Source organism: Arthrobacter sp. AB6 (assembly GCF_031844545.1).
GTDB lineage: Bacteria > Actinomycetota > Actinomycetes > Actinomycetales > Micrococcaceae > Arthrobacter.
Map to the genome: position 1 here is coordinate 168,469 of NZ_JAUZVL010000004.1, position 25,065 is coordinate 193,533.

At 66.4% G+C, this 25,065-nt stretch carries 24 protein-coding genes; 17 read left to right on the plus strand and 7 right to left on the minus strand.

Annotation, left to right across the window (positions count from 1 at the left end; genetic code table 11):
- Nucleotides 1–17: 17 nt before the first annotated feature.
- The 3 genes from Q9R30_RS04770 to Q9R30_RS04780 form a co-directional block, all read right to left on the minus strand.
- Entirely contained in the window at nucleotides 18–1,061 is a 1,044-nt protein-coding gene (locus Q9R30_RS04770) for an aminoglycoside phosphotransferase family protein (RefSeq protein WP_311216919.1), read from the minus strand.
- A gap of 49 nt (nucleotides 1,062–1,110) precedes the next feature.
- Nucleotides 1,111–1,812, minus strand: a complete 702-nt coding sequence (locus tag Q9R30_RS04775; RefSeq protein WP_104999674.1) for a VIT family protein — start codon at nucleotides 1,810–1,812, stop codon at nucleotides 1,111–1,113.
- Between the two features lie 195 nt (nucleotides 1,813–2,007).
- The gene (locus Q9R30_RS04780) at nucleotides 2,008–3,231 is read right to left on the minus strand and encodes a DUF4439 domain-containing protein (protein ID WP_311216920.1); all 1,224 of its coding nucleotides are present in this window, start codon (nucleotides 3,229–3,231) and stop codon (nucleotides 2,008–2,010) included.
- A gap of 104 nt (nucleotides 3,232–3,335) precedes the next feature.
- Here Q9R30_RS04780 and rimP point away from each other — a divergent pair, with 104 nt between their 5' ends.
- The 5 genes from rimP to rbfA all read left to right on the plus strand — a co-directional run bounded on the left by rimP (nucleotide 3,336) and on the right by rbfA (nucleotide 9,279).
- Nucleotides 3,336–3,950 (plus strand): ribosome maturation factor RimP, encoded by a 615-nt coding sequence (rimP, locus tag Q9R30_RS04785; protein WP_311216921.1) that lies wholly within the window; start codon nucleotides 3,336–3,338, stop codon nucleotides 3,948–3,950.
- On the plus strand, nucleotides 3,950–4,930 hold the full coding sequence (gene nusA, locus Q9R30_RS04790) for a transcription termination factor NusA (RefSeq protein WP_104997387.1): 981 nt from the start codon (nucleotides 3,950–3,952) through the stop codon (nucleotides 4,928–4,930). The genes rimP and nusA overlap by 1 nt, the downstream gene beginning before the upstream one ends.
- Before the next feature lie 180 nt (nucleotides 4,931–5,110).
- Entirely contained in the window at nucleotides 5,111–5,452 is a 342-nt protein-coding gene (locus Q9R30_RS04795) for a YlxR family protein (RefSeq protein ID WP_311216922.1), read from the plus strand.
- Between the two features lie 152 nt (nucleotides 5,453–5,604).
- On the plus strand, nucleotides 5,605–8,520 hold the full coding sequence (gene infB / locus Q9R30_RS04800) for a translation initiation factor IF-2 (RefSeq protein WP_311216923.1): 2,916 nt from the start codon (nucleotides 5,605–5,607) through the stop codon (nucleotides 8,518–8,520).
- A gap of 249 nt (nucleotides 8,521–8,769) precedes the next feature.
- Nucleotides 8,770–9,279, plus strand: coding sequence for a 30S ribosome-binding factor RbfA (rbfA, locus tag Q9R30_RS04805; RefSeq protein WP_311216924.1), 510 nt, complete (start codon nucleotides 8,770–8,772; stop codon nucleotides 9,277–9,279).
- Nucleotides 9,280–9,372: 93 nt separating this feature from the next.
- On the opposite strand, the gene Q9R30_RS04810 is transcribed toward rbfA, so the two are convergent.
- Complete coding sequence (locus Q9R30_RS04810; protein WP_311216925.1) at nucleotides 9,373–10,506, minus strand: ScyD/ScyE family protein; 1,134 nt, start codon at nucleotides 10,504–10,506, stop codon at nucleotides 9,373–9,375.
- 179 nt (nucleotides 10,507–10,685) lie between these two features.
- On the opposite strand from Q9R30_RS04810, the gene Q9R30_RS04815 reads away from it, so the two are divergent.
- Both Q9R30_RS04815 and trxA read left to right on the plus strand, forming a co-directional pair.
- On the plus strand, nucleotides 10,686–11,171 hold the full coding sequence (locus tag Q9R30_RS04815; RefSeq protein ID WP_104997391.1) for a nucleoside deaminase: 486 nt from the start codon (nucleotides 10,686–10,688) through the stop codon (nucleotides 11,169–11,171).
- Nucleotides 11,172–11,173: 2 nt separating this feature from the next.
- Complete coding sequence (gene trxA, locus Q9R30_RS04820; RefSeq protein WP_311216926.1) at nucleotides 11,174–11,611, plus strand: thioredoxin; 438 nt, start codon at nucleotides 11,174–11,176, stop codon at nucleotides 11,609–11,611.
- Between the two features lie 19 nt (nucleotides 11,612–11,630).
- Here the strand turns inward: trxA and Q9R30_RS04825 are convergent, their stop codons facing one another.
- Nucleotides 11,631–12,788, minus strand: coding sequence for a pyridoxal phosphate-dependent aminotransferase (locus Q9R30_RS04825; protein WP_311216927.1), 1,158 nt, complete (start codon nucleotides 12,786–12,788; stop codon nucleotides 11,631–11,633).
- Between the two features lie 97 nt (nucleotides 12,789–12,885).
- Here Q9R30_RS04825 and truB point away from each other — a divergent pair, with 97 nt between their 5' ends.
- From truB to Q9R30_RS04875, 10 genes are all read left to right on the plus strand, one after another.
- Nucleotides 12,886–13,824: a tRNA pseudouridine(55) synthase TruB gene (gene truB, locus Q9R30_RS04830; RefSeq protein ID WP_311216928.1), complete on the plus strand. Its 939-nt coding sequence runs from the start codon at nucleotides 12,886–12,888 to the stop codon at nucleotides 13,822–13,824.
- 2 nt (nucleotides 13,825–13,826) lie between these two features.
- Complete coding sequence (locus Q9R30_RS04835) at nucleotides 13,827–14,180, plus strand: hypothetical protein (RefSeq protein WP_104997394.1); 354 nt, start codon at nucleotides 13,827–13,829, stop codon at nucleotides 14,178–14,180.
- A gap of 19 nt (nucleotides 14,181–14,199) precedes the next feature.
- Entirely contained in the window at nucleotides 14,200–14,661 is a 462-nt protein-coding gene (locus Q9R30_RS04840; RefSeq protein WP_396136691.1) for a hypothetical protein, read from the plus strand.
- 133 nt (nucleotides 14,662–14,794) lie between these two features.
- Nucleotides 14,795–15,778: a bifunctional riboflavin kinase/FAD synthetase gene (locus Q9R30_RS04845; protein WP_104997395.1), complete on the plus strand. Its 984-nt coding sequence runs from the start codon at nucleotides 14,795–14,797 to the stop codon at nucleotides 15,776–15,778.
- 26 nt (nucleotides 15,779–15,804) lie between these two features.
- The gene (kynA, locus tag Q9R30_RS04850) at nucleotides 15,805–16,659 is read left to right on the plus strand and encodes a tryptophan 2,3-dioxygenase (RefSeq protein ID WP_311216929.1); all 855 of its coding nucleotides are present in this window, start codon (nucleotides 15,805–15,807) and stop codon (nucleotides 16,657–16,659) included.
- Nucleotides 16,656–17,915 (plus strand): kynureninase, encoded by a 1,260-nt coding sequence (gene kynU / locus Q9R30_RS04855; protein ID WP_311216930.1) that lies wholly within the window; start codon nucleotides 16,656–16,658, stop codon nucleotides 17,913–17,915. Before kynA ends, kynU begins: the two co-directional genes overlap by 4 nt.
- Before the next feature lie 181 nt (nucleotides 17,916–18,096).
- Entirely contained in the window at nucleotides 18,097–18,366 is a 270-nt protein-coding gene (gene rpsO / locus Q9R30_RS04860; RefSeq protein ID WP_013600532.1) for a 30S ribosomal protein S15, read from the plus strand.
- 243 nt (nucleotides 18,367–18,609) lie between these two features.
- Entirely contained in the window at nucleotides 18,610–20,880 is a 2,271-nt protein-coding gene (locus tag Q9R30_RS04865; protein WP_311216967.1) for a polyribonucleotide nucleotidyltransferase, read from the plus strand.
- A 117-nt stretch (nucleotides 20,881–20,997) separates the two neighbouring features.
- Nucleotides 20,998–22,341, plus strand: coding sequence for a pitrilysin family protein (locus Q9R30_RS04870; protein ID WP_104997398.1), 1,344 nt, complete (start codon nucleotides 20,998–21,000; stop codon nucleotides 22,339–22,341).
- A 63-nt stretch (nucleotides 22,342–22,404) separates the two neighbouring features.
- Nucleotides 22,405–22,917: a DUF1579 family protein gene (locus Q9R30_RS04875; protein ID WP_311216931.1), complete on the plus strand. Its 513-nt coding sequence runs from the start codon at nucleotides 22,405–22,407 to the stop codon at nucleotides 22,915–22,917.
- A gap of 73 nt (nucleotides 22,918–22,990) precedes the next feature.
- On the opposite strand, the gene Q9R30_RS04880 is transcribed toward Q9R30_RS04875, so the two are convergent.
- A complete protein-coding gene (locus Q9R30_RS04880) occupies nucleotides 22,991–24,736 on the minus strand; it encodes an HNH endonuclease (RefSeq protein WP_311216932.1) in 1,746 nt (581 codons plus the stop codon).
- A 61-nt stretch (nucleotides 24,737–24,797) separates the two neighbouring features.
- Nucleotides 24,798–25,064 (minus strand): MoaD/ThiS family protein, encoded by a 267-nt coding sequence (locus Q9R30_RS04885; protein ID WP_104997400.1) that lies wholly within the window; start codon nucleotides 25,062–25,064, stop codon nucleotides 24,798–24,800.
- Nucleotide 25,065: the final 1 nt, after the last annotated feature.

Consider the following 25,065-nt stretch of genomic DNA (forward strand, 5'->3'; position numbering starts at 1 on the left):
CCTGGGAACGTGGCCGGTCAGGTCGGACCCGCGGCCTGACCGGGCTCCGGCAAAGCATGTGCCGGCGGCAGTCCTTCCAGGGTGCGCCCGGCGAGGGTACTGGCAACCCAGAGGGACCTTGCCAAATCGCCGCGATGGCGGGGCTTCCCGGCGTACCAGAGCGCGTTGGCCACTTCCCTGGCCACGGCCCATTGCCGGGCGGCCTCGGGGTCCAGGCCGGCTGCGGCGCTGAAGTCCGCGCAGCGTCCACGCAGGCCGGCTTCGGGCTGGTTCAGCGGCAGGTCCTGCAGGCGGTTCCATAACAGCGGTGCCACGCCGAATTCCGGTTCGCCGATCATGGGCTGGGGGTCGATGGCTGCGAAACCGTCCGGCGCCGGTTTTCCGTTTGTTGCGCGGGTGCCCGGCCTGGCCAGGATATTGAGGTAGTGCAGGTCCGTATGGACCAGGACGTCCCGCGCCGAGCGGCGCCCCACCGCGCCCCGTATCTGGCACACCTCCAGCGCCGCTTCCAGCAGCCACCGTGGAAAGGGGCGGCCGAGCTGTTCCCAATCCGCGGGCAGGTCGTCGCTCCACTGTTCGGCACGGGCGGCGATGTGCTCGAACTCCCGCCACTGCGGCCGGTCATCGGGAAGGAGGCTTAGCTGGCGGACCAGCCCGCCCCATACCACCACGGCGTCAGCCATCGGCACGTTGCTGAGCGGGCGGCCGGCGTCGAGCCTTTCGAGGAGCATGGAACACGTGCCCGTGTCCGACGCCAGCAGCGCGACGGCGCCCCGCCCGCTCCACAGTGACAGCGCATGCCGCTCCACCCTCGCTTCGTCGTGGGGGAAGGCGATCTTGAGGGCAGCGGGGGAGGCGTCCTCCCGGACCACCGGAATCACGACCGCACCGTGGCCGTTCCAGGGCACGACGCCGGGACCAAGGCCGGAGGCAAGATGCCACCGGGCCAGCAGGCTTTCGGCGATGCCGGGCAAGGAAGCCAGCCAGGCCCGGCCTTCCGGGGTGCCGCCGTAGCGCGCGGCAAGGTCCGGAGGAATGGGGAGTACCGTTGGCTGGCTCATCAGTCCCAGCCTAAGGGCAACGGCCGTGCTGTCCCGGGGGCGGCGGGCGCTACACCACGCCCGTGGCGCCGAGCATGCTGCCGATGCTGAACGTGGCGGCGAGGGCCAGGGCGCCGCCCGCCACCACCCTGACCGCGGCCCTGGATTTGGAACCGCCGCCGATCCAGGCGCCCAATGCTCCCGTCAGGGCCAGTGCAACCAGGACAGCAGCGAAGGTCAAGGGAACACGGACCTCCGGCGGCGGAAGAAGGATTGCCAGCATCGGGAGGACCGCGCCGATAACAAAAGCCATGGCTGAAGCGAAGGCCGCGTGCCAGGGGTTCACGATGTCCGTCTCGTCGATGTTGAGTTCGGCGGAGAGGTGCGCGGCCAGGGCATCATGGGCCGTGAGTTCTTCGGCCACCTTGCCGGCTGTTTCGGGGCTGAGGCCCTTGGCGAGGTAGATGGCGGTAAGTTCTGCCAGTTCCTCCGCCGGTTCCTCGGCCAGCTCCCGGCGCTCTTTCTCTATCAGGGCTTTTTGGCTGTCGCTCTGGCTGCTCACGGATACGTACTCACCCAGTGCCATGGATACCGCGCCGCCCACCAGCCCCGCGGCCCCGGCAGCGAGGATGGGGCCGGACTCGGCGGTGGCCCCTGCCACGCCAACCACGATCGCCGCCACCGAGACGATGCCGTCGTTGGCACCCAGGACGCCCGCACGCAGCCAGTTCAGCCGCTGGGCGGTATCGTTGCCGTGCGGTTCGGTCTCCATGTGGCGGCGAAGTTCCGGGGCCCCGGTGTCCGCTGCACCCTGTTCCGCGGGTTCATGTGCGTCCATGCTCTTCAGCAAACCATCAGAAGCTGTCCCGGGCCACCCGGCACGGACAGGAAAGCGGCGCCCTGGCCGGGTTCATCGGAGTGGGGGTGCTGACTCCCGTAATTATGGGAGCTGCCGCGTCCCCTCAGTTCATGGCTCTGCCGGCGCAGGAGCGGAACTGGCGGGAAGGTCCGGCAGCTGGTCCTGGTCGAGGACGACGCCGGGAACCGGCCCCGGGTCCGCGCCCCAGTGGGCAGCGCGGCGTGCCGCGGCCTGAAGGGCGGAGATGGCCCACTCCCGCGTGCCGCCGTCGGCAAGGGCAACGACGTCCCCGAAGGCAGGAAGCGACACCAGCTCCAGGCGGGCAAGCCCGGCAGCCGGGTGGGCAAGGAATTCCGGGTCCAGTACGTAGCCGGGCTGCTGCATCTGTGCGGCACTGCATGCTGCCCGGGAGTGCGCCGCGGCTTCGGCGGCAAGGTCTTCATGCGCGGCAAGGAAGGCTCCCGCCGCGCCGGTGTCCTTGGCTGCCAGCCGGGGGAGTGCCGCCTGGTAGGCGTAGACACTCTGCTGTTCGGCGGCCAGGGCCGCCGAAAGCGCATTGGCGACAGCTGCAACCGTCCCTGTGCCGGTTGTTTCCTGTCCAGCAGATGCCGGAGCCGCGGCCGTGGGAGGACCCGCGGGCGCCGGAAGAAACGGCGGGCAGGCGGATTCCGTCGGGGATCGCGTGGGGCTGGCTGCGGGTGTGGCGGCTGTGGATGGAGAGGCACCGGCGGGCGTCCCTGCGGCTGCGTGCGGCAGTGTTTCCACGGCGACGCCGCCGGCGGCGGCCACGTCCTCGGCGGCGAGCAGTTGGGCGGTGCCGGCACCGGCCAGCAGCCGGGCCAGCCCGCCGTCGGCCTTTGCTGCGTCGGCGAGGCGCTGCACTCCGCTGGCCGAGAGCGCGGACGCCAGCCCTGCAAGGCTGGAAAGTTCCGCCTTGGGGGATTCCGTCGTCGTTGGCTGCGGGGCGGGCTGCGCGGAGGCAGGGGAGGGTGCGTCCAGCGCAGGGGCGGCTTCCGACGGCGAAAGGAGGGTGCGCGCCTGCAGCGTCAGCAATGTCACAGCCGTGTCCACGGCGGCCGTTTTTCCGCCAACGTCCGGGGCGCCGCCGGCTGCCGGCACAGCTGACAGCACCCCAGCGGCCGTTCGCAGCTCCAGCGCGTCATCCAGGGCGGCCATCCTCGCCTGCTCGGAGAACGGCGGATCCGCGGGCGGCGGCGGTTCCGCGGGGATCAGGGCGAATCCGAGGCTGAGGACAAGGAGGGCTGTGAACGACATAACGGCGTACCGGAAATAGCGCAGCATTGGGCGGTTTTCCCGATTGTCGTCTTTCACAACAGACCATGGTGTCACGCCGGCTGGGAATCTCCGTCCCGCCGGACCGGTAAAATAGCTACGCTAGTACACACAACATCATCTATAGGGAGGCGGCGGGCATCGTGAGCAATTCAGAAGCCACGGCTTCATCGGACCTGACCGGAACGGGTAAGGCTGATGCCGCACCCGCCAACAACCCGGAAGCTGCCCGGCTCCGCGCGCTCCTCGAACCGGCGGTGCAGGCGAACCGCCTGTACCTGGAGGACGTGGCCATCGTGGCGGGTTCCCACCGGGTGGTCCACGTTGTGGTGGACCTGCCCCAGGAGGAAACCGGCGGCGTCAGCCTTGATGTCATTGCGGACATCTCGAAAGTCCTGTCCGACGTCCTGGACAACGATCCCGCCGACGACGGCCGGCCCTATGATCTCGAGGTTTCCTCGCCCGGCGTGGGGCGCCCCCTGACCGAGCCGCGCCACTGGCACCGCGCCAAGGGCCGCATGGTCAAGGTCAATGTTGCCCAGGGGGACAACGTCACCGGCCGCATCCAGTCAGTGGATGACGGGGGAGTGACGATCATCCCGGAGATCGCCGTGAAAAAGGGAATGAAGCCCAAGCAGGGCGATCCCGTCAAGCTTCCTTTCGACAGGATCCGCAACGGAAAAGTCGAGATCGAATTCAGCCACCTCTCCGAGGACGGTCTGGAACCTGAACACAATGGACCTTCTGAGGAGGCCTGATGGATATTGACATGAGCGCACTGAGACTTCTGGAGCGTGAGCGTGAAATTCCGCTGGACCTCCTCATCCCCACCATTGAGCAGGCGCTCCTGGTGGCCTACCACAAGTCGCCCGGCGCCTTCGAAAAGGCCCGCGCCGAACTGGACCGCAAGAGCGGCCACGTGACCATTTGGGCTGTGGAGATTGACGACGACGGCGCCCCCATTGGCGAGTTCGAGCACACCCCTGAGGGGTTCGGCCGGATCGCTGCCAGCACCGCGCGCCAGATCATCCTGCAACGCCTGCGTGACGTCGAGGACGACAACGTGCTGGGCGAGTTCAAGGGCCGCGAAGGCGAGCTGGTGTCCGGCACCATCCAGCAGGGCAACAACCCCCACATGATCCAGGTCAACCTGGGCTCCGTCGAGGCGCTGCTGCCGCCGCCCGAGCAGGTTCCCGGGGAGAAGTACATCCACGGCAACCGGCTGCGCGCTTTGGTCATTGACGTCCACCGTGGTTCAAAGGGCCCGTCCGTCACTCTCTCCAGGTCCCACCCCGGCCTGGTCCGCAAGCTCTTTGAACTGGAAGTGCCGGAGATCGCCGACCGCTCGGTCGAGATCGTGGCACTGGCCAGGGAAGCCGGCCACCGCACCAAGATTGCGGTCAAGGCCAACGTCCCCGGCATCAACGCCAAGGGAGCCTGCATCGGCGAGATGGGGTCGCGGGTCCGCGCCGTCATGAATGAACTCAACGACGAAAAGATCGACATCGTCGATTTCAGCGAGAACCCGGCCACCTTCATTGCCAGCGCGCTGTCGCCGTCGCGAGTGAATTCCGTCACCATCACCGATGAAGCCACCCGGTCCGCCCGCGTGGTGGTTCCGGACTACCAGCTCTCCCTGGCAATCGGCAAAGAGGGCCAGAACGCGCGGCTGGCGGCCAAGCTCACCGGCTGGCGGATCGACATCGTGTCCGACGCCGCCCAGGCGCGGGACAACTAAGCAGTCTTTCGCCGTCCTCCCGCGCCGGAAACGCCCCCGCAGTTTCGGGCAGAACGGCCGGGAGGGGCTAGAATAGTAAAGACCGCGCCTAACGGCCGGCAGCCGTGCGCCCTGGGCGTGCCCAATCCGTTCAAACCGGAGGAAGGCCGTTCTCGGCCAGCAGATATGAACGTCAGGAAGATGACCGTGCCAGTAGCAAGCGGGAATCAGCCGGAGCGTACCTGCATCGGATGCCGGAAGAAGGGCACGCGGAATGAGTTACTCCGGCTCGTCGCCGAAGGCAGTGGATCAAACGCTGTCCTGGTGGATGAACGACGCCGGATGGCTGGCCGGGGTGCATGGCTGCATCCCAGCGAATCGTGCCTGGCTCTGGCGTTGAAGCGGCGAGCGTTCGGACGTGCCCTGCGGGGAGCGACCGGTACCGCCGCCGTCGAACGCCGGATCACGTCAGGCCCGAGCGTTGCATGCGTTCCGGCAACTGCAACACCAACCGTCCAACCTGAAAGCGGGTCAGAAAACTGATGGAAACCCGATGAGTTCCCAGCGATGAGTGCGCAACGATGACAACTTTGTTGCGCTCTGCAATGGGCCCTTCTGCAGTATTTGCGGCTTGGGCCCGCAGTAAGAAGTAGACGGTTCGTGCCTGGCTCGGTGCGGACCGAGACAGGAGAAATGTGGCCAAGGTCCGCGTACATGAGCTCGCCAAAGAGCTCGGTATTACTTCCAAAGATGCAGTGACAAAACTGCAGGAACTGGGCGAATTCGTTCGCTCTGCCTCTTCAACCATTGAGGCCCCCGTTGTGCGCAAACTGCGCAACGCCTTCCCCGACGCCGCCCCCAAGGCTGCCGCACCGGCAGCCGCCCCCAAGGCAGCCGCTCCGGCGGCAGAGGCGCGTCCCTCAACACCGGCACCCGGTCCGGCAGCTCCGAAGGCTCCGGCCCCCAAGGCTGAAGCGCCCGCGCCCGCCGCTCCGGCAGCACCGGCACAGGCGGCTGCTCCGGCAGCCCCCGCTGCCAGCGCCCCCGCAGCTCCGGCTGCACCTGCCCCGGCCGCTCCGTCCACCGGAGCGAAGCCCGGCGCACGCCCGGCACCCAAGGCTGAAACCCCCGCTGCTCCTGCCCGCTCCGGCGGCTCAGGGCAGGGCGGCTCCGCTCCCCGTCCCGGCGGTCCCCGCCCGGGCAACAACCCCTTCGCCACGTCCCAGGGCATGCCCCGCGGCCGCGGCGGCGACGGCGAGCGTGCTCCCCGTCCCGGCAACAACCCGTTTGCCACCTCCCAGGGCATGCCCCGTCCGGGTGGAAGCCGTACCGACGGCGACCGTCCCGGTGGTCCGCGTCCCGCAGCAGGTGCGGGCGGTCCCCGTCCCGGCGGCCCCCGTCCGGCAGCAGGTGCGGGCGGTCCCCGTCCCGCAGCAGGTGCCGGCGGTCCCCGCCCGGGTGCACCGCGCCCCGGTGGCGCCGGCGGGAACCGTCCTACTCCCGGCATGATGCCAAACCGCACTGAACGTCCCGCACCCGCTGGTGCAGGACGTCCCGGTGCCGGCGGCCGTGGTCCCGGACGCCCGGGCGGCGCTCCCGGAACCGGTGGTCCCGGCGGCGGCGGCGGTGCTCCCGCCGGCGGTGGCTTTGGCAAGGGCGGCCGCGGCCGCGGCGGCACCCAGGGTGCCTTCGGCAAGGGCGGCGCCGGACGTGGCAAGCAGCGCAAGTCGAAGCGTGCAAAGCGCCAGGAACTTGAGCAGATGAGTGCCCCATCGCTGGGTGGCGTGAGCGTACCCCGCGGCGACGGCAACACCGTCATCCGGCTGCGCCGCGGCTCGTCCATCACGGACTTCGCCGACAAGATCGAGGCAAACCCCGCCGCACTGGTCACCGTGCTCTTCCACCTTGGTGAAATGGCAACGGCCACGCAGTCGCTGGACGAGGAAACCTTTGCCCTGCTCGGCGAGGAGCTTGGCTACAAGCTCCAGGTCGTCTCGCCGGAGGACGAGGAGCGCGAACTGCTCTCCACCTTCGACATCGACTTTGATGCAGAGCTCGAAGCCGAAGGCGACGAAGACCTCGAGGCACGTCCTCCGGTTGTCACCGTCATGGGCCACGTTGACCACGGTAAGACCCGCCTGCTCGATGCCATCCGCAAGTCCGACGTCATGGCGGGCGAGCACGGCGGCATCACCCAGCACATCGGTGCCTACCAGGTCACGCACAACCACGAAGGCAACGACCGCAAGATCACCTTCATCGATACCCCGGGCCACGAGGCGTTCACCGCCATGCGTGCCCGTGGTGCGAAGGTCACCGATATCGCCATCCTGGTGGTCGCAGCGGACGACGGCGTGATGCCCCAGACCGTTGAGGCCCTCAACCACGCCCAGGCGGCCAACGTGCCGATCGTCGTGGCCGTGAACAAGATCGACAAGGAAGGCGCCAACCCGGACAAGGTCCGCGGCCAGCTGACCGAGTACGGCCTGGTTCCCGAGGAGTACGGTGGCGACACCATGTTCGTGGAGGTCTCTGCCCGCCAGAACCTCAACATCGACGAGCTGCTCGAGGCAGTCCTGCTCACCGCGGACGCTGCCCTGGACATGCGGGCCAACCCGAACAAGGACGCCCGCGGCATCGCGATCGAAGCCAACCTGGACAAGGGCCGCGGTTCCGTGGCCACCGTCCTGGTGCAGTCCGGCACCCTGCGCGTCGGCGATACCATCGTGGCAGGCACGGCCCACGGCCGCGTCCGTGCGATGTTCGACGACGACGGCAGCGCCCTGACCGAGGCCGGCCCGTCCCGCCCCGTCCAGGTGCTGGGTCTGTCCAACGTCCCGCGTGCAGGCGACACTTTCTTCGTGACCGCTGACGAGCGTACCGCCCGCCAGATCGCCGAGAAGCGCGAAGCTGCGGACCGCAACGCCGCCCTGGCCAAGCGCCGCAAGCGCATCAGCCTGGAAGACTTCGACCAGGCCGTTGCCGAAGGCAAGATCGACACCCTCAACCTCATCCTCAAGGGTGACGTGTCCGGTGCCGTGGAAGCCCTCGAAGACGCCCTGCTCAAGATCGACGTCGGCGAAGGCGTGCAGCTGCGCGTCATCCACCGCGGTGTTGGTGCCATCACGCAGAACGACGTCAACCTGGCAACAGTGGACAGCGCCGTCATCATCGGCTTCAACGTCAAGCCTGCCGAGCGTGTTGCCGAACTGGCAGACCGCGAAGGCGTGGACATGCGCTTCTACTCCGTCATCTACTCCGCTATTGATGACATCGAGATGGCGCTCAAGGGCATGCTCAAGCCGGAATACGAAGAATTCCAGCTGGGTACCGCCGAGGTCCGCGAAGTCTTCCGCTCCTCCAAGTTCGGAAACATCGCAGGCTCGATCGTCCGCTCCGGCATCATCCGCCGTAACAGCAAGGCACGCATCAGCCGCGACGGCAAGATCATCGGTGACAACCTCACCGTTGAGACGCTCAAGCGCTTCAAGGACGACGCCACAGAGGTCCGTACGGACTTCGAGTGTGGTATCGGCCTTGGCTCGTACAACGACATCAACGAAGGTGACATCATCGAAACCTTCGAGATGCGTGAGAAGCCGCGCGTCTAGGCTGTTCCAGCCTTAAAAGGGTGCGGGGTCGTTGGGATTTTTCCGGCGGCCCCGCCCCTTCGCTGGGTGGCCAGCGTCTTACGACGTCGGCCACCCAGCTTCGGCAGGCCCGATGCCACTCCCAGGCCGCCGGAAAAAATCCCAACGTGGGTCCGTCTTTGGCCCGCCTAGAGTGCGTGGCATCAATCGAACGTGGGTACGTCAGCTGCAACAAGCCGTCGTACGTTCCAAAATTTTTAGGAGTTGTTCATGGCTGATCCGGCACGTGCTGCCAAGTTGGCGCAGCGGATTAAGGTTGTTGTTGCTGAGGCCCTGGGCCGGAAGGTTAAGGATCCCCGGCTCGAGGGCATCACTGTTACTGATGCCCGGGTGACCAATGATCTGCAGCATGCCACTGTGTATTACACCGTCCTTGGCGACCAGGCTGTCCAGGCTGACGCCGCCAAGGGACTGGAAAAGGCCAAGGGTGTGCTTCGGCAGGAGGTTGGCCGGAACATTACCGTCCGGCTGACTCCCAGCCTCGAATTCGTGGCCGACCAGATTCCCGTGGTTGCCTCCAACCTGGAGGAACTGCTGCGGGAGGCCAAGAAGCGTGACGCCGAGGTGGCCGCGCTTGCCGCCCAGGCAAAGCACGCGGGCGACGCCGACCCCTACAAGAGTGACGCGTCCGCCGATGTGGACATCGACGAGGACGACTTCGACGAAGAGGACCTTGACCTCAGTGACGACGAGGAACTCGACGAATACGGCCACAAGTAACCCTCGGCGCAGCAGAAGGCCCGGACCCCCATGTGTGGGTCCGGGCCTTCTGCTTCCCAGAAAATCTGTTCCGCGGCTGGTCTCCTCCGCCGGCTAGTGGAGGTCGGACTCGATGACTTTCCCGGCCGGTGGCCCTGCGGGCGCCCCGCCGGGACCGGGCGGGGGACCGCCCAATACGTTCACCGTGGCGTACAGCGTGCCGCCGCGGATCTCTACGTCTGCCGGAGATTCGACTGCGAGGAACTCGCTACGGTGTGCCTTCGATGCGATGAACCTCAGGATCTGGTTGCCGAAAAGCGATGCAACATACACGTCGCCGTTATTCGCCACCGCCAGGCCCGTGGGGCTGAGGATGTAATCGACCCAGAGCTTCGCCTGGCCCGTCCACGGGTTGACCTTGAAGATCGCGCCGCGGTCACCGAGCGAGGGGACCTCCGGGCCGCCGGGCAGGGACGACACGTACAGCCAGCCGTCAGGACCCATCTCCACATCCGTGGGAACCGGTTCGAATGCATACTCGAACCCTGCGCAGCCTGGTGCGCCCAGTGTGGCCGCAGCTTCCGCGGTCAGCACTGCGGGCCGCGGCGGCAGGACTGCCAGCGTGGTGATGTCCCCTGAGCTGATGTTGACCTTGAGGATCGCGTTCGCTCCGGCGTCAGCCACGTACGCCGTGTTGGCCTGGACGTGGGTGGCGTAAGGATTTGAATCCAAGGTGCCTGTGTACTGCGGCGGTGGGGCGTCCGGGATGCCTGCAGCTTCCTTAAGGCACTGGCCGCTTGTGCCGGGAGCGAAGCCATACTGCTGGTCCGCGTCAGGGTTGGTGGTCCGCTCGAATTCAGCGAGGTCCGCTATGGTCTTGGCTTCTCCGCGTGGGCGGATCGATTTCAGATAGCCTCCCAACGCTGCCGGGTCACCCTGGCCGGCCCCCTTGGCTTCAAGGAAGAAGGCCGTGGCACCACGGGTTTCCACACCGGCCACGCCCCAGCCCTCCGGAGCCTGGTGAACGGTGTCGACGCTCTTATCGCGGTCCACGCGGCTGAGCGTCCCCGCGAAGTCCTGGGTGACGTAGACGGACTTGCTTGTTCCTATGGCCAGGTGCAGGGGCGAAACGAGGCCGTCGGCCAGGACGTCCCGGTCCTGGGCTTCTTCGCGTGCCCAGGACGGAACTGCCGGTGCGATGACGGCTGCAGCCGCCACGCAGGCGATGACGGTCAGCTTTCTCTTCATTGGGTACTCCGGGGTTGGCGCCCAATAGCAGTCCGGGATACGAAGCCTCGCGGGAGGAAATGATTCAGGACCCTTGGCCGCCAGAGTATGCCCCCGGCTGCCGGTTTGTCGCCGCGATTTCCCCCTATTCGGCCCCCTATTTCGTCCCCTAACGCCAACCCCTTGGCTAGGATCAAGCTATGACCGAGCCGAACGAGACTGACCAGACCGCGAAGTACCTGGAGCAGGCCGTGGAACTGGCCACCAGGAACGTCGGCGAAGGAGGAGGACCCTTCGGAGCGATTGTTGTGACGGCGGACGGCCGGGTGCACGAAGGCGTCAATCGCGTCACCCGCGACAACGATCCCACCGCCCACGCCGAAGTGGTGGCCATTCGGGCTGCAGCCGCGGCCACTGCCAACTATGACCTCCATGGCGCGGTGCTCTATGCCAGCTGCGAACCCTGCCCGCTCTGCCTGGCTTCCGCGCTTTGGGCCCGGATCGACCGCGTCTATTTCGCTGCAGACCGCCATGGTGCCGCCGCGGCCGGGTTCGACGACGCCGTCTTCTACGACTATTTCGACGGAACCCGGCCGGAACTCTTGCCGGTCATCCAAGGCGACATCCCGTCGTCGGACGCGCCGTTCCAGGCGTGGGGGGCGTTCGAAGACAAAAAGGAGTACTAGGAATGGAAGCTGCACTCGCTGCCTGCCCGGCCTGCGGCAAGACCAACCGGGTCCCGGCGCAGGCGGCCGGCCGGCCGCGGTGCGGCAACTGCAAAGCTGACCTGCCGTGGATTGTGGACGCGGGGGACGCGGACTTTGCCGCCGTCGCCGAGCAGTCACCCGTTCCGGTGCTGGTGGACTTCTGGGCAGCCTGGTGCGGCCCCTGCCGCATGGTCAGTCCCGTGCTGGACAAGCTGGCCAGGGAACGGCCGGGGCGGATCAAGCTCGTCAAGGTGGACGTTGACAAGTCGCCGGGCCTGTCCCGGAGGTTCGACGTGCAGGCCATTCCCACCTTGATGGTCCTGGTGGACGGCAAGGTGGCAGCGCGCCAGGCCGGAGCAGCTCACGCCGAGGCTCTGCGGACGTGGCTGGACGGAGCACTGTCCGGAACCCGAAGCTAGCCGGGCCGGCCCGGCCCCTTCAGCCATGACGGCCGGGCAGCCGGTTCAGGCCCGCCACGAGGTCATCCTGCTTCCCGCACAGCGCAACCCGGACCCAGCCCTCGCCGATGGAACCGAACGCAGTCCCGGGCGCCAGGGCAACCCCGGAGTCCGAGAGGAAGCGGCGCACCCAACTGCGGACGTCCCCGCCGCTGGCGTGGGAAACATCGGCCCACAAATAGAAGGCTCCCTGTGCCTTCAGGTAAGGGATTCCCTTGGCATCGAGAACGGCGGATGCCGCGTCCCGGTTTGCCCGGTAGTGCCCGTGCGCGTGCAGGACGTAGTCCTGCGGTCCGGTCAGGGCGGCGAGCGCGGCGTACTGCGACGGTGACGCGACACAGGAGACGATCGACTCCATTACGTTGTCCATCTCCTGCTTGATGCCGGGCGGGCAAATCAGCGCGCCGATCCGCAGCCCGGTGAGCCCGTACGTCTTGGACAGGGTCAGCGAAGTAAAGACGCGGGAATTTTCCGGCGTATCGCCGTCGAACCTGGCGGGGCTGATGTGCGGCACATCGTAGGTGAACGCCTCGTAGCATTCATCCGAGATGACCCACAGATCATGCCGCCGGGCCAGGTCCATGAGTTCCCGGGTCAGGTCCTCGGCCAGCACGGCGCCGAGCGGATTGGAGGGGGAGTTCAGGACCAGCACCCGGGTCCGGTCGGTGACCAGCGACTCAATATCGCCGGGCCTAGGCAGGAAGCCGTGCTCCGGGTACAACGGATAGCCCACCGGTACAGCGTTCAGCAGGCGGCTGGTCATGGCAAAGGTGGGATAGCCAGGGTTGGGAACCAGGATTTCGTCGCCAGGGGAGAGCAGCAGGCTCATGGCAAAGTGCAGGCCCTGCTGCGCCCCGTCCACCACATACACCCGGTCCGCGGCAATATCGCAGCCCTGCTGCTCCCGGAACCGGGCCGCGAAGGCCTCGCGCAACCCCGGGATGCCCGCGTTGGGCGTGTAGTTGGTCTCGTCCCTGTCCAGGCATGCCATGCCTGCGTCCAGGACGTGCCGGGGGAGCGCAAAGCCGGGTTCGCCAATGCTGAGCACCAGGGCGCCGGGAGTCCGCCATGCGGCTTCGGTAATCTCGCGGATCTGGTTGACGGGCACGTCGCGGACATGGGCGGCAAGCTCAGGCATGCCTGCCATCCTAGCGCCGACGCAGGCAGCCGCAGGAGCCGCGGGCAGCTGCAGGGAGTGCGCCGGGGCGTCAACCAGCGCCGATATACTGGGAGGCGTGCTTTCTGGACTGGTGATAGTGGACAAGCCGCAGGGATGGACCAGCCATGATGTGGTTGGCCGGATGCGGCGCCTCGCAGGTACCCGGAAAGTAGGGCATGCCGGAACCCTCGATCCCATGGCCACGGGCGTCCTGGTGGTCGGCATCAACAAGGCCACCCGCCTGCTCACCTACATCGTGGGCACTTCCAAGACCTACACCGCCACCATCCGCCTCGGCCAGTCCACCGTCACGGACGACGCCGAAGGCGAAGTTACTGCCACGGCAGGCACGTCGGAGGTCAGCGAGCAGGCAATCCGAGACGGCGTCGCCGCGCTTACCGGTGACATCCAGCAGGTGCCCAGCAGTGTCAGCGCCATCAAGGTCAACGGTGAACGCGCCTACGCCCGGGTGCGCTCCGGTGAAGACGTGAAGCTTGCCGCCCGCCCCGTCACCATCCACCGCTTCGAGGTGCACGCCATCCGCCGGGATCCGGAAGCGGACGCCGTGGACCTGGACGTCACCGTGGAATGCTCCTCCGGAACCTACATCCGCGCCCTGGCCCGCGACCTGGGCAAGGCGCTGGGGGTGGGCGGGCACCTGACCGCGCTCCGCCGGACCCACGTGGGCCCGTATTCCCTGGAGCAGGCGCGCACCCTTGAGCAGCTCGCCGAGGAGCTCAACGTCCTGGACATGTCGCAGGCTGCCCGGGCGCTGATGCCCAACCGTGAGCTGACCGCGGCGGAAGCCACTGAGATCTCCTTCGGCCGGAGGATCGCTGCCGGTGCCGCCCCCGGCAGTCCCGCCGCTGCCACCGCAGACCACCCGGCCGCGGCCTTCGCACCCGACGGAAGCCTGGTGGCACTGCTTGCCGATGCCGGCAGCTTCGCCAAGCCCGTGCTGGTGTTTGCCCCCGGCAACGGCAGCCCCACCGCCCCTACCCTTGGCCAAGGCTGAACGTGGACGCGTATTTCTACATCATCCTGGTGGTCGGGCTCGTGTCCACGGGTGTGTGCCTGACGGCAGGAATCCTCAAAAAGGCTCCGAACGACGTCACTATCCTGTCCGTGGCGGCGGTGGAGGTTTCCCTCCTGGTCTACCTGGTGGGCTCCATCATCAGGGTCGTCGCCGGCGAACCCATCGCCGGCGAGGCGTGGGAATTCTGGGGGTACCTGGTCACGGCCATGCTCCTGCCGCCGGCTGCCGTCTACTGGGCCATCCTGGAGCGGACCAGATGGAGCAACTTTGTCCTGGCCGCCGTCGGCGTCACCGCGCTGGTGATGGCGGCACGCATGAACCAGATCTGGTACTGAAGTGGAAGAAGCACACAACGTGAAAGACCAGCAGGCAACCAGCGCCGCCGGAGAGCACACCCCGGGCAACAGCCAAGCCGTCATCAACAGCCGCAATACCGGCCCGGGGCGGCTGCTCATCGCCGTGTACGCCGTCTTTGCCATCTCGGCGTCGGCCCGTGCCGGCTACCAGATCCTCACCAAGTTCTCCGAGGCTCCGCTCGCTTACCTGCTGTCCGCGTTCGCGGCCCTCGTGTACGTGGTGGCCACCGTCTCGCTGGCCAAAGCCGGCACCACATGGTTCAAGGTGTCGGTTGCCGCGGTGCTGGTTGAACTGGTGGGTGTTCTGGTAGTGGGCGCGCTGAGCCTCTTCGACCCCGTGCAGTTCCCGCACGAGACGGTCTGGTCGCTGTTCGGCAGGGGCTACGCCTTTATTCCGTTGCTGCTGCCAATCCTGGGCCTGGTATGGCTCTACCGGCGGCGGCCGTCACGGAGCTCCTGACGACGGCGCCGGCCGGCAGGCGGCACCCGTCCGGCTTGGCAAAGGTGGTCCGGTGAATGCAGGTAATCTTAGAGAGTTCCGCGGCCGGTACCGGCCCGAACATTGATACTTGCAAGCGGTTAAGGCGAGGGTGATGGTCTACATCTGGAACGATCCGTCCGAGGTCCCGGCGGACTTCGGCCCATCTGTTGTCACCATCGGAAACTTTGACGGAGTGCACCGGGGACACCAGCAGGTGCTGTCTGAACTGGTCCGCACGGCTCGGATCACAAGGTCCAAAGCTGTTGTGGTCACCTTCGATCCACACCCGGCACTGGTCCACCGTCCCGAGTCCGCGCCCGAGTTGATCATGGGCCTGCAGGACAAGCTCGAGGCGCTGGGGGAGCTGGGCCTGGACGCCATCCTGGTCATGAAGTATTCGCTGGACCTGGCCAGCCTCACCCCTGAGGAATTCGTGGAGCAGTACCTGGTGGACTGCCTGCACGCCGGCCATGTGGTGATCGGCCACGATGTCCGCTTCGGACGCGGCAACTCAGGGGACCTGGACACCATGAAGGCCCTCGGCCGGAAGTTCGGGTTTGAGGTGCATGTGATCAGCGAGTTCGGCTCTGAGGGCTACCCCCTGCATGACGACGACGGCACGGACCGCCGCTGCTCCTCCACCTGGGTGCGGGAAGCCCTGCAGGAAGGCGACGTTGCCACGGCGTCCGCTGTCCTGGGACGTCCGCACCGGATGCGCGGCGAGGTTGTCCACGGCGCCGCACGCGGCCGCGCCCTTGGCTTTCCCACCGCCAACCTTGCCAGCAACGCCAGCGGCCTGATCCCTGCCGACGGCATCTACGCCGGCTGGCTGGTGGACCAGGCCGGAACCCGGTGGCCGGCAGCCATTTCCGTGGGGTCGAACCCCACGTTCGACGGCGTCAGCCGCCAGGTGGAGGCCCACGTGATCGACCGTCCGAAGGAGGACGTGGAGGACTTCGATCTCTACGGCCAGACAGTAGTCGTGGAATTTGTTGCCCGGCTCCGGGGCATGGTGGCTTACCGTGGGCCGGAGGCACTCGTGGAGCAGATGCGCCTGGACGTGATCCAGGCACACGGGCTGCTTGCCAGGCGCTAGGCCGTCACCAACGAAAGGCAGTACCCGTGTCCGTCGAGAAGAACACCCGGAAGCTGGACAAGGGGATCGTCCGCGACTTCAGCTCACGGATGAGCTACGCGTCCTACCTGCAGCTGCCAACCCTCCTGAGCGCGCAGAAGCCGGTCAGCGAGCCCGAACACCACGATGAACTTCTCTTCATCATCCAGCACCAGACCACGGAACTTTGGCTGAAGCTGGTGCTCCATGAACTGCGCAGCGCCGCGGCCTGGCTCCGGGCAGACGACCTGGGATCGGCGCTCAAAGGCATTGCCCGGGTGAAGCACATCCAGAAGACCCTCACCGAGCAGTGGTCCGTCCTGGCCACCCTGACCCCCACCGAGTACTCCCAGTTCCGTGGCTTCCTTGGCAATTCCTCCGGCTTCCAGTCGAGCCAGTACCGTGCAGTGGAGTTCGTGCTGGGCAACAAGAACCGCAAGATGCTCCCGGTGTTCGAGTCGGACCCGGAGGCGCACGCCATGCTGGAGGAACTGCTGGCCGCTCCCAGCATCTACGACGAATTCCTTGCCTACCTCGCCCGGCAGGGTTTTGACGTGCCGGCGTCGGTCCTGCAACGGGACGTCACCAAAGCGCATGAGTTCACCCCGGAACTGGTGCCGCTGTTCAAACACATCTACGAGAACGCGGCTGGCAACTGGGGGGCTTACGAGGCCTGCGAGGAGCTGGTGGACCTGGAGGACAACTTCCAGCTGTGGCGCTTCCGGCACCTGCGGACCGTCCAAAGGACCATCGGCATGAAAACCGGGACCGGCGGATCCAGCGGTGCCGCGTTCCTCCAGAAGGCCCTCGAACTGACCTTCTTCCCGGAACTTTTCGCAGTCAGGACGGAGATCGGACAATGAGCATCCACCAGGGGAATGCAGCTGCGCCGGCTGCCGAGCAGCTGCAGCAGCGGGCCGCCGAACTCGACCGCGAGGATCCGCTGGGACACTACCGCGAGCACTTCATCGGCACCGATACGGCCGTGTCCTACCTGGATGGAAACTCGCTGGGCCGGCCGCTGAAGCGGACTGCCGAGGACATCGCAGACTTCATCCGCGACGACTGGGGAGGGCGGCTGATCCGGGGCTGGGACGAACGATGGCTGGGCCTGCCGCAGTCCATCGGCGACCAGCTGGGCCGCGCCGTCCTTGGCGCCGCGCCGGGCCAGACCATCATCGCGGATTCCACCACCGTAGTGCTGTACAAGCTGATCCGTGCCGCCCTCGCGGCGGTTACCGATCCGGACCGCAACGAGCTGGTCCTCGACACCGAAAACTTTCCCACGGACCGGTACCTCGTCGAAGGCATCGCGCTGGAGGAGGGACTTACCCTGCGCTGGATCCAGGCGGATCCGGCCGCCGGGGTGACCGTCGAACAGGTGCGCGAGGCAACGGGGCCGCGCACCGCCGTCGTACTCCTGAGCCAGGTCGCCTACCGCTCGGGCCACCTGGCGGACCTTCCCGCCATCACCTCCGCCGTGCACGACGCCGGAGCGCTGGTCGTGTGGGACCTGTGCCACTCCGCGGGGTCAGTGGAGATCGCACTGGACAGTGCCGGCGCCGACTTCGCCGCCGGCTGCACCTACAAGTACCTCAACGGCGGACCGGGCTCGCCCGCTTTCGCCTACGTGAACCAGCGCCACCTGGCGTCGCTCAACCAGCCGATCTGGGGCTGGATGGGGCGCAAGGACGCGTTCGAAATGGCTGCCGGCTATGAGCCGGCAGCCGGAATCCGCGGGTTCCTGAGCGGAACGCCGGCGATTTTCGGGATGCTGGCCATGCAGGGCACCCTGGATGTCATTGAAGAAGCGTCCATGGCCGCCATCCGGGCCAAGTCGGAGAAGCTCACGGCCTTCGCCGTCGAGGTTTTTGATGCCTGGCTCGCGCCGCTGGGCGCTGAACTTGCCTCACCGCGGAATCCGGCAGAGCGCGGCAGCCACATCACCATAGACCATCCGGATTTCGCCAAGGCCACAGTGCAGGCGCTGTGGGACAGGGACGTGATCCCGGACTTCCGCGCCCCGCGCGGTATCCGCGTGGGCCTGTCGCCGCTGAGCACCAGCTTCCAGGAGATCCTGCAGGGCATGGAGGCGATGCGGGACTGCCTGGAGGGATAATGGGGCTGTTTCGACAACATTAGGCAGTGGCCGGTAAACTGGACGATGGATCCGGCTGCAGTCCGTGGCGGCTGGTTCCTGTTGTGTACGGCCCGCTCCGGTTTTCCGGCAACGGCCGCAGCGGCAGACCCGGCAGTGAGTTACTGACCTGGGCCCTCACGGCACATCCCTAGGAGTTATTGTGGCACTTGACGCCGCTGTAAAGCAGTCCATCATCAAGGAATACGCAACCGGCGAAGGCGACACCGGTTCGCCGGAGGTCCAGGTTGCAGTCCTGACCCAGCGGATCAAGGATCTGACTGAGCACATGAAGGAGCACAAGCACGACTACCACACCCAGCGCGGTCTGCTGGCCATGGTTGGTCGTCGCAAGCGCATGCTGAGCTACCTCAAGAAGACTGACATCGCCCGCTACCGTTCGCTCATCGAGCGCCTCGGCCTGCGCCGCTAGTCGGACTTAGGGGCGGCCCATTCCAGCATGGAACGGGCCGCCTTCTTCAAAAGAAAAACTAAACAGGAGGATCAACCGCATCACGCATTCGCGGTCCTCGGTAGTGATCCCCGGGAACGGCTTCGTTGACTGAAGCCGGCGGCCCGTGGGTCTCGATCGATGACCGGGTGCAGGGCCAGTAGACAGATGCTGGCTGGGTTGATGCGGCTGGACTTCCGTAAAACAGAAACGGAGGTGACTCTCTTGGAGGGTCCCGAAATCCAGTTCTCGGAAGCAGTCATTGACAATGGCCGTTTCGGCAAGCGCGTAATCCGCTTCGAAACCGGCCGCCTTGCCAAGCAGGCAGCCGGCGCAGCCATGGTGTACATCGACGATGACACCGCACTGCTGTCCGCCACCACTGCAGGCAAGCACCCGCGTGAAGGCTTTGACTTCTTCCCGCTGACGGTCGACGTCGAAGAGCGCATGTACGCTGCCGGCCGCATTCCGGGCTCGTTCTTCCGCCGTGAAGGACGCCCGTCCACCGAAGCCATCCTGGCCTGCCGCCTGATGGACCGCCCGCTGCGTCCCGCCTTCATCAAGGGCCTGCGCAACGAGGTCCAGATCGTGGTCACCGTCCTGGCGATCAACCCGGACGAGCTCTACGACGTGGTGGCCATCAACGCCTCCTCCATGTCCACCCAGCTGTCCGGCCTGCCGTTCTCCGGCCCCATCGGCGGCGTCCGCGTTGCCCTGGTTGCTGACGAAAACGGTTCACAGTGGGTTGCTTTCCCCAAGCACTCCCAGCTGGAGCACTCCGTCTTCAACATGGTGGTTGCCGGCCGTACTGTGTCCGGTCCGGACGGGGACGACGTCGCCATCATGATGGTGGAAGCCGAAGCCACCGACAACTCCTGGAACCTCATCAAGGAACAGGGCGCCACCGCCCCCACCGAAGAGGTTGTCTCCGAGGGCCTCGAGGCCGCGAAGCCGTTCATCAAGGCACTCTGCGAAGCCCAGGCCGACCTCGCTGCCCGCGCTGCCAAGCCGACCGTTGAATTCCCGGTCTTCCTCGACTACGAGGACGATGTTTACGCCGCCGTCGAGGCCGCTGCCGCTGAGAAGCTCGCCGCCGTCTTCCAGATCGCGGACAAGCAGGAGCGCGACAACGCCTCGGACGCCCTGAAGGACGAGGTCACCGCCTCCCTGGCCGGCCAGTTCGAAGGCCGCGAGAAGGAGCTGTCCGCAGCATTCCGCTCGGTCACCAAGCACGTTGTGCGCCAGCGCATCCTGAAGGACCAGATCCGCATTGACGGACGTGGCCTCACGGACATCCGCCAGCTCACCGCCGAGGTCGAGGTCCTGCCGCGCGTTCACGGTTCGGCCATCTTCGAACGCGGTGAAACCCAGATCATGGGCGTCACCACGCTGAACATGCTGAAGATGGAACAGCAGATCGACTCGCTGTCTCCGGTAAAGACCAAGCGCTACATGCACAACTACAACTTCCCGCCGTACTCCACCGGCGAGACCGGCCGCGTCGGTTCCCCGAAGCGCCGCGAAATCGGCCACGGTGCCCTGGCCGAGCGCGCGCTCATGCCGGTCTTGCCGTCCCGCGAGGAGTTCCCGTACGCCATCCGCCAGGTATCCGAGGCCCTCAGCTCCAACGGCTCGACGTCGATGGGTTCCGTTTGCGCCTCCACCCTCTCGATGCTGAACGCAGGTGTGCCCCTGAAGGCCGCCGTCGCCGGCATCGCCATGGGCCTGGTCTCCGACCAGGTGGACGGCCAGACCCGCTACGCTGCGCTGACCGACATCCTTGGTGCCGAAGATGCCTTCGGCGACATGGACTTCAAGGTTGCCGGTACCTCCGAGTTCGTCACGGCCATCCAGCTTGACACCAAGCTCGACGGCATCCCCGCTTCCGTGCTGGCAGCAGCCCTGAAGCAGGCCCGCGAGGCACGCCTGCACATCCTCGAGGTCATCAACTCGGCCATCGACACCCCGGACGAGCTCTCCGAGTTCGCGCCGCGCGTCATCGCCGTGAAGATCCCCGTGGACAAGATCGGCGAGGTCATCGGCCCCAAGGGCAAGATGATCAACCAGATCCAGGAAGACACCGGCGCCGACATCTCCATCGAGGACGACGGCACGGTCTACATTGGCGCCACCAACGGCCCGTCTGCGGAAGCAGCGCGTTCCGCCATCAACGCCATCGCCAACCCGCAGGTCCCGGAAATCGGCGAGCGCTACCTGGGTACGGTCGTCAAGACCACCACCTTCGGTGCCTTCGTTTCGCTGACACCGGGCAAGGACGGCCTCCTGCACATCTCCGAGCTGCGCAAGATCGCAGGCGGCAAGCGCGTGGACAACGTCGAAGACGTTGTCTCGGTGGGCCAGAAGGTCCAGGTGGAAATCACCAAGATCGATGACCGCGGAAAGCTGTCCCTGTCTCCTGTAGTGGCTGATGAGGAAGGCGCGGGGGAGAACGAGCGCGTAGACGCCACGGAGCCCGCTGAAGGCGCAGAGGTCTAGCACACCGCACAGCGGGCTCGCCCGCAGCATGAAGAGGCGGGGCCGGTGGATGATCCACCGGCCCCGCCGCTGTTACGATGGCAGCCAGATCCCGGCTGCCCCTCTTGAAAGGCCTCAATGACTGTTGTACCCCTGCCGCTTGAGCAGAACCACCGCGGCGATACCCTGGTCCACGGGGCCGACGGCGGCTCCGAAGTGCGGCGTTCGGTGCTGCCCGGCGGAGTGCGGGTACTTACGGAGGCGATGCCCGGGCAGAGGTCGGCCACCATCGGATTTTGGGTGGGGGTCGGTTCCCGCGATGAGGCCCCGGGCCAGCACGGCTCAACGCACTTCCTCGAGCACCTCCTGTTCAAGGGAACCAAGCGCCGGACTGCGCTGGAGATCGCCTCTGCCTTTGACGAGGTGGGCGGCGAGTCGAATGCCGCTACGGCGAAGGAAAGCACGTGTTACTTCGCGCGGGTCCTGGACACCGACCTGCCGATGGCCATCGATGTCATTGCCGACATGATCACAGGCGCCGTCATCGATCCTGCCGAGATGGAGCAGGAACGCGACGTCATCCTTGAGGAAATCGCCATGGACAGCGACGACCCAACGGACGTCGCCCACGAACACTTTGTCTCAGCCGTCCTGGGCAGCCATCCCCTGGGCCGCCCCATCGGCGGCACGCCGGACGCCATCAAGGCGGTAGCCCGTGATTCCGTGTGGGAGCACTACCAGCGCTATTACCGGCCGGACGAACTGGTGATTACCGCCGCCGGCGGCCTGGAGCACGACGTCGTCTGCGGCCTTGTGGTGGACGCACTTGAGTCTGCCGGCTGGTCGCTTGAGTCCGATGCGGCGCCGGTGGAACGCCGGTCCACCGAACGTGCCCTCATCACCGGGACCGCAGGGCTCCACGTCGTCAAGCGCGCCGTGGAGCAAGCGAACATCATCATGGGTTGCCCCACGATCGTGGCCACGGACGAAAGGCGCTACGTCATGAGCGTCCTCAACGCCGTGCTGGGCGGGGGCATGTCCTCACGCCTGTTCCAGGAGATCCGCGAGAAGCGCGGCCTAGTGTATTCCACGTACTCCTTCGCGTCCTCCTACGCGGATGCCGGCTACTTCGGCATGTACGCCGGGTGCACGCCGTCCAAGGTACGGCAGGTGCTTGACCTGCTCGCTGTTGAGCTGGACAAGCTGGCTGAGCACGGCATCTCCGAGGACGAACTCCGCAAGGCTGTAGGCCAGCTGGGCGGCGGGATCGTGCTGGCGCTGGAGGATACCGGGTCGCGGATGTCCCGGCTGGGCCGGGCCGAGCTTGTGTCCGGCGAGTACCAGGACATTGACGAAACCCTGCGCCAGATCAAGGCTGTCACCACCGAACAGGTCCAGGAATTGGCGGCCGAACTCGCTGCCGCTCCCAGGACTGTGACCGTCGTCGGACCATTCGAGGAGTCGGAAACGTTCGGACTCTGACGCCGCGGAACGGCAGGACATAGCTCGCAAACGGCAGGACTTGGCTCTGGAGGTGAGGGGACAGTGGAACGGAACCCTCCCGGCCGCGCGCCGCAAGCTCTGGCCGGCTTCCTGGGCCACTGGCGGGGGAGTACCCGGTTCGCCGCCGGTCCTTGGGGGCCCGAACGGACCGTCGACGCCGAGGTGACCTACACCCCGGTGGCCGGCGGATCTGCCGTCGTCCAGAGCTACCGCCACCTGGAGGCGGACGGGACGCATTTCGAAGGGCACGGGATCTTCACCGTCGACCCGGATCACCAGGACGTTTTTTGGTACTACGTGGATAACGCGGGCCCCGCGACCGCCGCTGCCGCCCGCTGCACATGGCATGACGGCGCCCTTAGGGTGGAACGCCGGGGCGGTGCCGGGTGGACCCGCCATACGTTGCGCGTCGACGGCGATGTACTCACCCACATCACGGAGCTACGAACCCGAGGCGGCAGGACTACAAGTACGACAAGGGACGGGTCCGGCGCGGACGACGGGACCGGCCCGGCCTACGTTCCCTTCATGACGTCGTCGTTCCAGCGGAGCTGACGCGGTCAGATGAAGCAGATCACAATGACGGCTGATCCAGATGGCAGCAGATTCAGTCAGATTCCAAGCGACGTCAGCAGTGCACCAAGCCCCACCCTTTGAGCGGGTCCCCGGGCAGTTTCGGGGGCATGGCGTAGAAGTCGGCCCATAAACTGTCGTCAGCCGGAACATCGGCCGGATCCACGAAGTTGTCACCCGCCGGCTCTTCAAGGGGAGGTTCCGCCGCCTGGAATTCCGGGGGTTCAGCGGCAAGGAGTCCAGGCGGCCAGTGGGGTGGTTCCCAGTCCTGGTGTTCGGCTCTGTAGTGCCTGTCCGATGGTGAGGTCCAGCCGGGTGGTTCGGTTTCGGTGGCAGGGGTGGGTGTCCAGCGGCTGTTGTGTTTGAGGCGGTGGTGTTTGGGGCAGAGTTGGGCCAGGTTGCTGATGCCGGTGGTTCCGCCGTGCTGCCAGGCTTGGAGATGGTCTGCCTCGTTGTCGAGTGAATGGTTGTTGCAGCCGGGGAAGGTGCATTTTCCGTCGCGGAGGCGGAGTGCTTGTTTCATGGCTTTGGTGAGGCGGTAGCTGGTGCGGCCGATTTCAAGGGGTGCGCCGTCCCGCGGGTCCACCAGGACGCGGTGGAACGAGTTTGCGCCGTCGGCGACGAGTTTGCGGGCCATGGAGGCCGGGATGGGCCCGTAGCCGTCCAGGTTTGCGGGCTCGTCCGTGAGGCCGAGGAGTGAGAACACCGGGACTGTGACGAGGACGTCCGCCTTGGGCACCGGGACGCTGGCAAGATCGGCGCACGCGCTGTTGACGTCAGTGGCAGCGGCGGCAGAGGCATCCCCGACAGTTGGTCCCGCGGCATCCGTGCCGATGGGTGCGGCATCTGTTTGGTCATTGACGGACAGGGAAGCCAGCCCGACAGGGGCGTCGGTGCCCTCTACAGTGCTGCGTTCTGCCGTCCCGGTTCTATCTGGGGTGCTTTCCTGTGCGTGGCTAGGGGCTGGTCCTGCGCTGAGGAGCAGGTGGGCGGCGACGTCGGGCCGCAGTTGCGACATGGTGCGGGCTTCTTCGGGGCCCTGGAAGCCGCGGGCGAGGGCGGTGGTGCGGTTCCAGATGGCGTTTGCGGTGTCGGCCGGCAGGTAGAGCGAGAGCCACGCCATGCCGTCGCGGTCCGGGGTGCATTCCATCCGCCGGTCCGCGGCACATTTGCTGTGGCGTTTCGCCAAAGTCTCGGGGTGGTGGCGTTCACGCCAGCCGCGGACCTTGGCACGGAACCGGTTAGGCACGAGTTCACCTGCGGCGGCTCCGCGGGCGGGCTTAGGTGCGTCTGGGTCGAGGAAGTGTGCAACGAGGGCGGCGGTGCCAGTAGTGCCGAGTGCATCGGTTTCGTCGACGAGTATTTTGGCGTGCTGCCAGGAGATGGTCCCTGCCGCCAGGGCGTCCATAGCCAAGGGGAGGGTGGCGAGCTGTCGGGCCTGGGCAACGAGGGCCCCGGCGGCGGGGGAGCTGAGGGTCAGGACCCCGGCGATTTCCTCAACGGCGGACATCTCGGCGTAAGTCCGTTCGTGTAGGGGCGCGTCCGGCGGGGTCATGGCGTGCTGGATTCCGACGGCCTCGGCCGCGTCCCCCGCCTTCACAGCGGCGATCTGCGCTTCGAGTTGCTTCGCCACGGCCATCCGCTCCAGGCAGAGTTCATAGCGGCGCTGCAGCACGTCAACCCCGGCACCCGCACCACCGCCGGCTTCCAGGGCGGAATCTTCGAGAAACAGCGCGTTCAGGCGGGAGGTGGAGGCCTGAATGCCCTCCATCGCTAATGCCGTGCCCGCGCCGTTTCCCATGAATACATCTTCTAATGGGGGTCTGACATTTTGGGCGGAAACCACGAAGAGGAGAGCCCTGCTAGCCTCCGGCGAACGGCGGCAGCACATCCACTACGTCGTCGGCCTTCAACACAACCGAATGATCGCGCACGGCGATTTCGTTCAGGAGGAAGCTGCTCCGGGACAGGATGCGGGGCAGCGGGGGAGTGCCGGTGGGCGGTTCAGGGCGCTCGACAGCCAGGACAGCTTCCAAAAGATCCGTAACAGTGGAGCCTGCCGCCAAATCGAAGCGCTCTTCTTCGACGCCCGAGGCAGCGCGTGCGGCAGCGAAGTAACGTACGTTCACA

Bases quoted from the DNA above. Each gene is read 5' to 3' on its own strand.
- trxA (WP_311216926.1), top strand. From the start codon at position 11,174: ATGGAAGCTGCACTCGCTGCCTGCCCGGCCTGCGGCAAGACCAACCGG.
- Q9R30_RS04845 (WP_104997395.1), top strand. From the start codon at position 14,795: ATGGTCTACATCTGGAACGATCCGTCCGAGGTCCCGGCGGACTTCGGC.
- Q9R30_RS04825 (WP_311216927.1), bottom strand. From the start codon at position 12,788: ATGCCTGAGCTTGCCGCCCATGTCCGCGACGTGCCCGTCAACCAGATC.
- Q9R30_RS04770 (WP_311216919.1), bottom strand. From the start codon at position 1,061: ATGAGCCAGCCAACGGTACTCCCCATTCCTCCGGACCTTGCCGCGCGC.
- kynU (WP_311216930.1), top strand. From the start codon at position 16,656: ATGAGCATCCACCAGGGGAATGCAGCTGCGCCGGCTGCCGAGCAGCTG.
- Q9R30_RS04795 (WP_311216922.1), top strand. From the start codon at position 5,111: ATGACCGTGCCAGTAGCAAGCGGGAATCAGCCGGAGCGTACCTGCATC.
- Q9R30_RS04870 (WP_104997398.1), top strand. From the start codon at position 20,998: ATGACTGTTGTACCCCTGCCGCTTGAGCAGAACCACCGCGGCGATACC.
- Q9R30_RS04880 (WP_311216932.1), bottom strand. From the start codon at position 24,736: ATGGGAAACGGCGCGGGCACGGCATTAGCGATGGAGGGCATTCAGGCC.
- Q9R30_RS04815 (WP_104997391.1), top strand. From the start codon at position 10,686: ATGACCGAGCCGAACGAGACTGACCAGACCGCGAAGTACCTGGAGCAG.
- nusA (WP_104997387.1), top strand. From the start codon at position 3,950: ATGGATATTGACATGAGCGCACTGAGACTTCTGGAGCGTGAGCGTGAA.
- rbfA (WP_311216924.1), top strand. From the start codon at position 8,770: ATGGCTGATCCGGCACGTGCTGCCAAGTTGGCGCAGCGGATTAAGGTT.
- Q9R30_RS04775 (WP_104999674.1), bottom strand. From the start codon at position 1,812: ATGGAGACCGAACCGCACGGCAACGATACCGCCCAGCGGCTGAACTGG.
- Q9R30_RS04810 (WP_311216925.1), bottom strand. From the start codon at position 10,506: ATGAAGAGAAAGCTGACCGTCATCGCCTGCGTGGCGGCTGCAGCCGTC.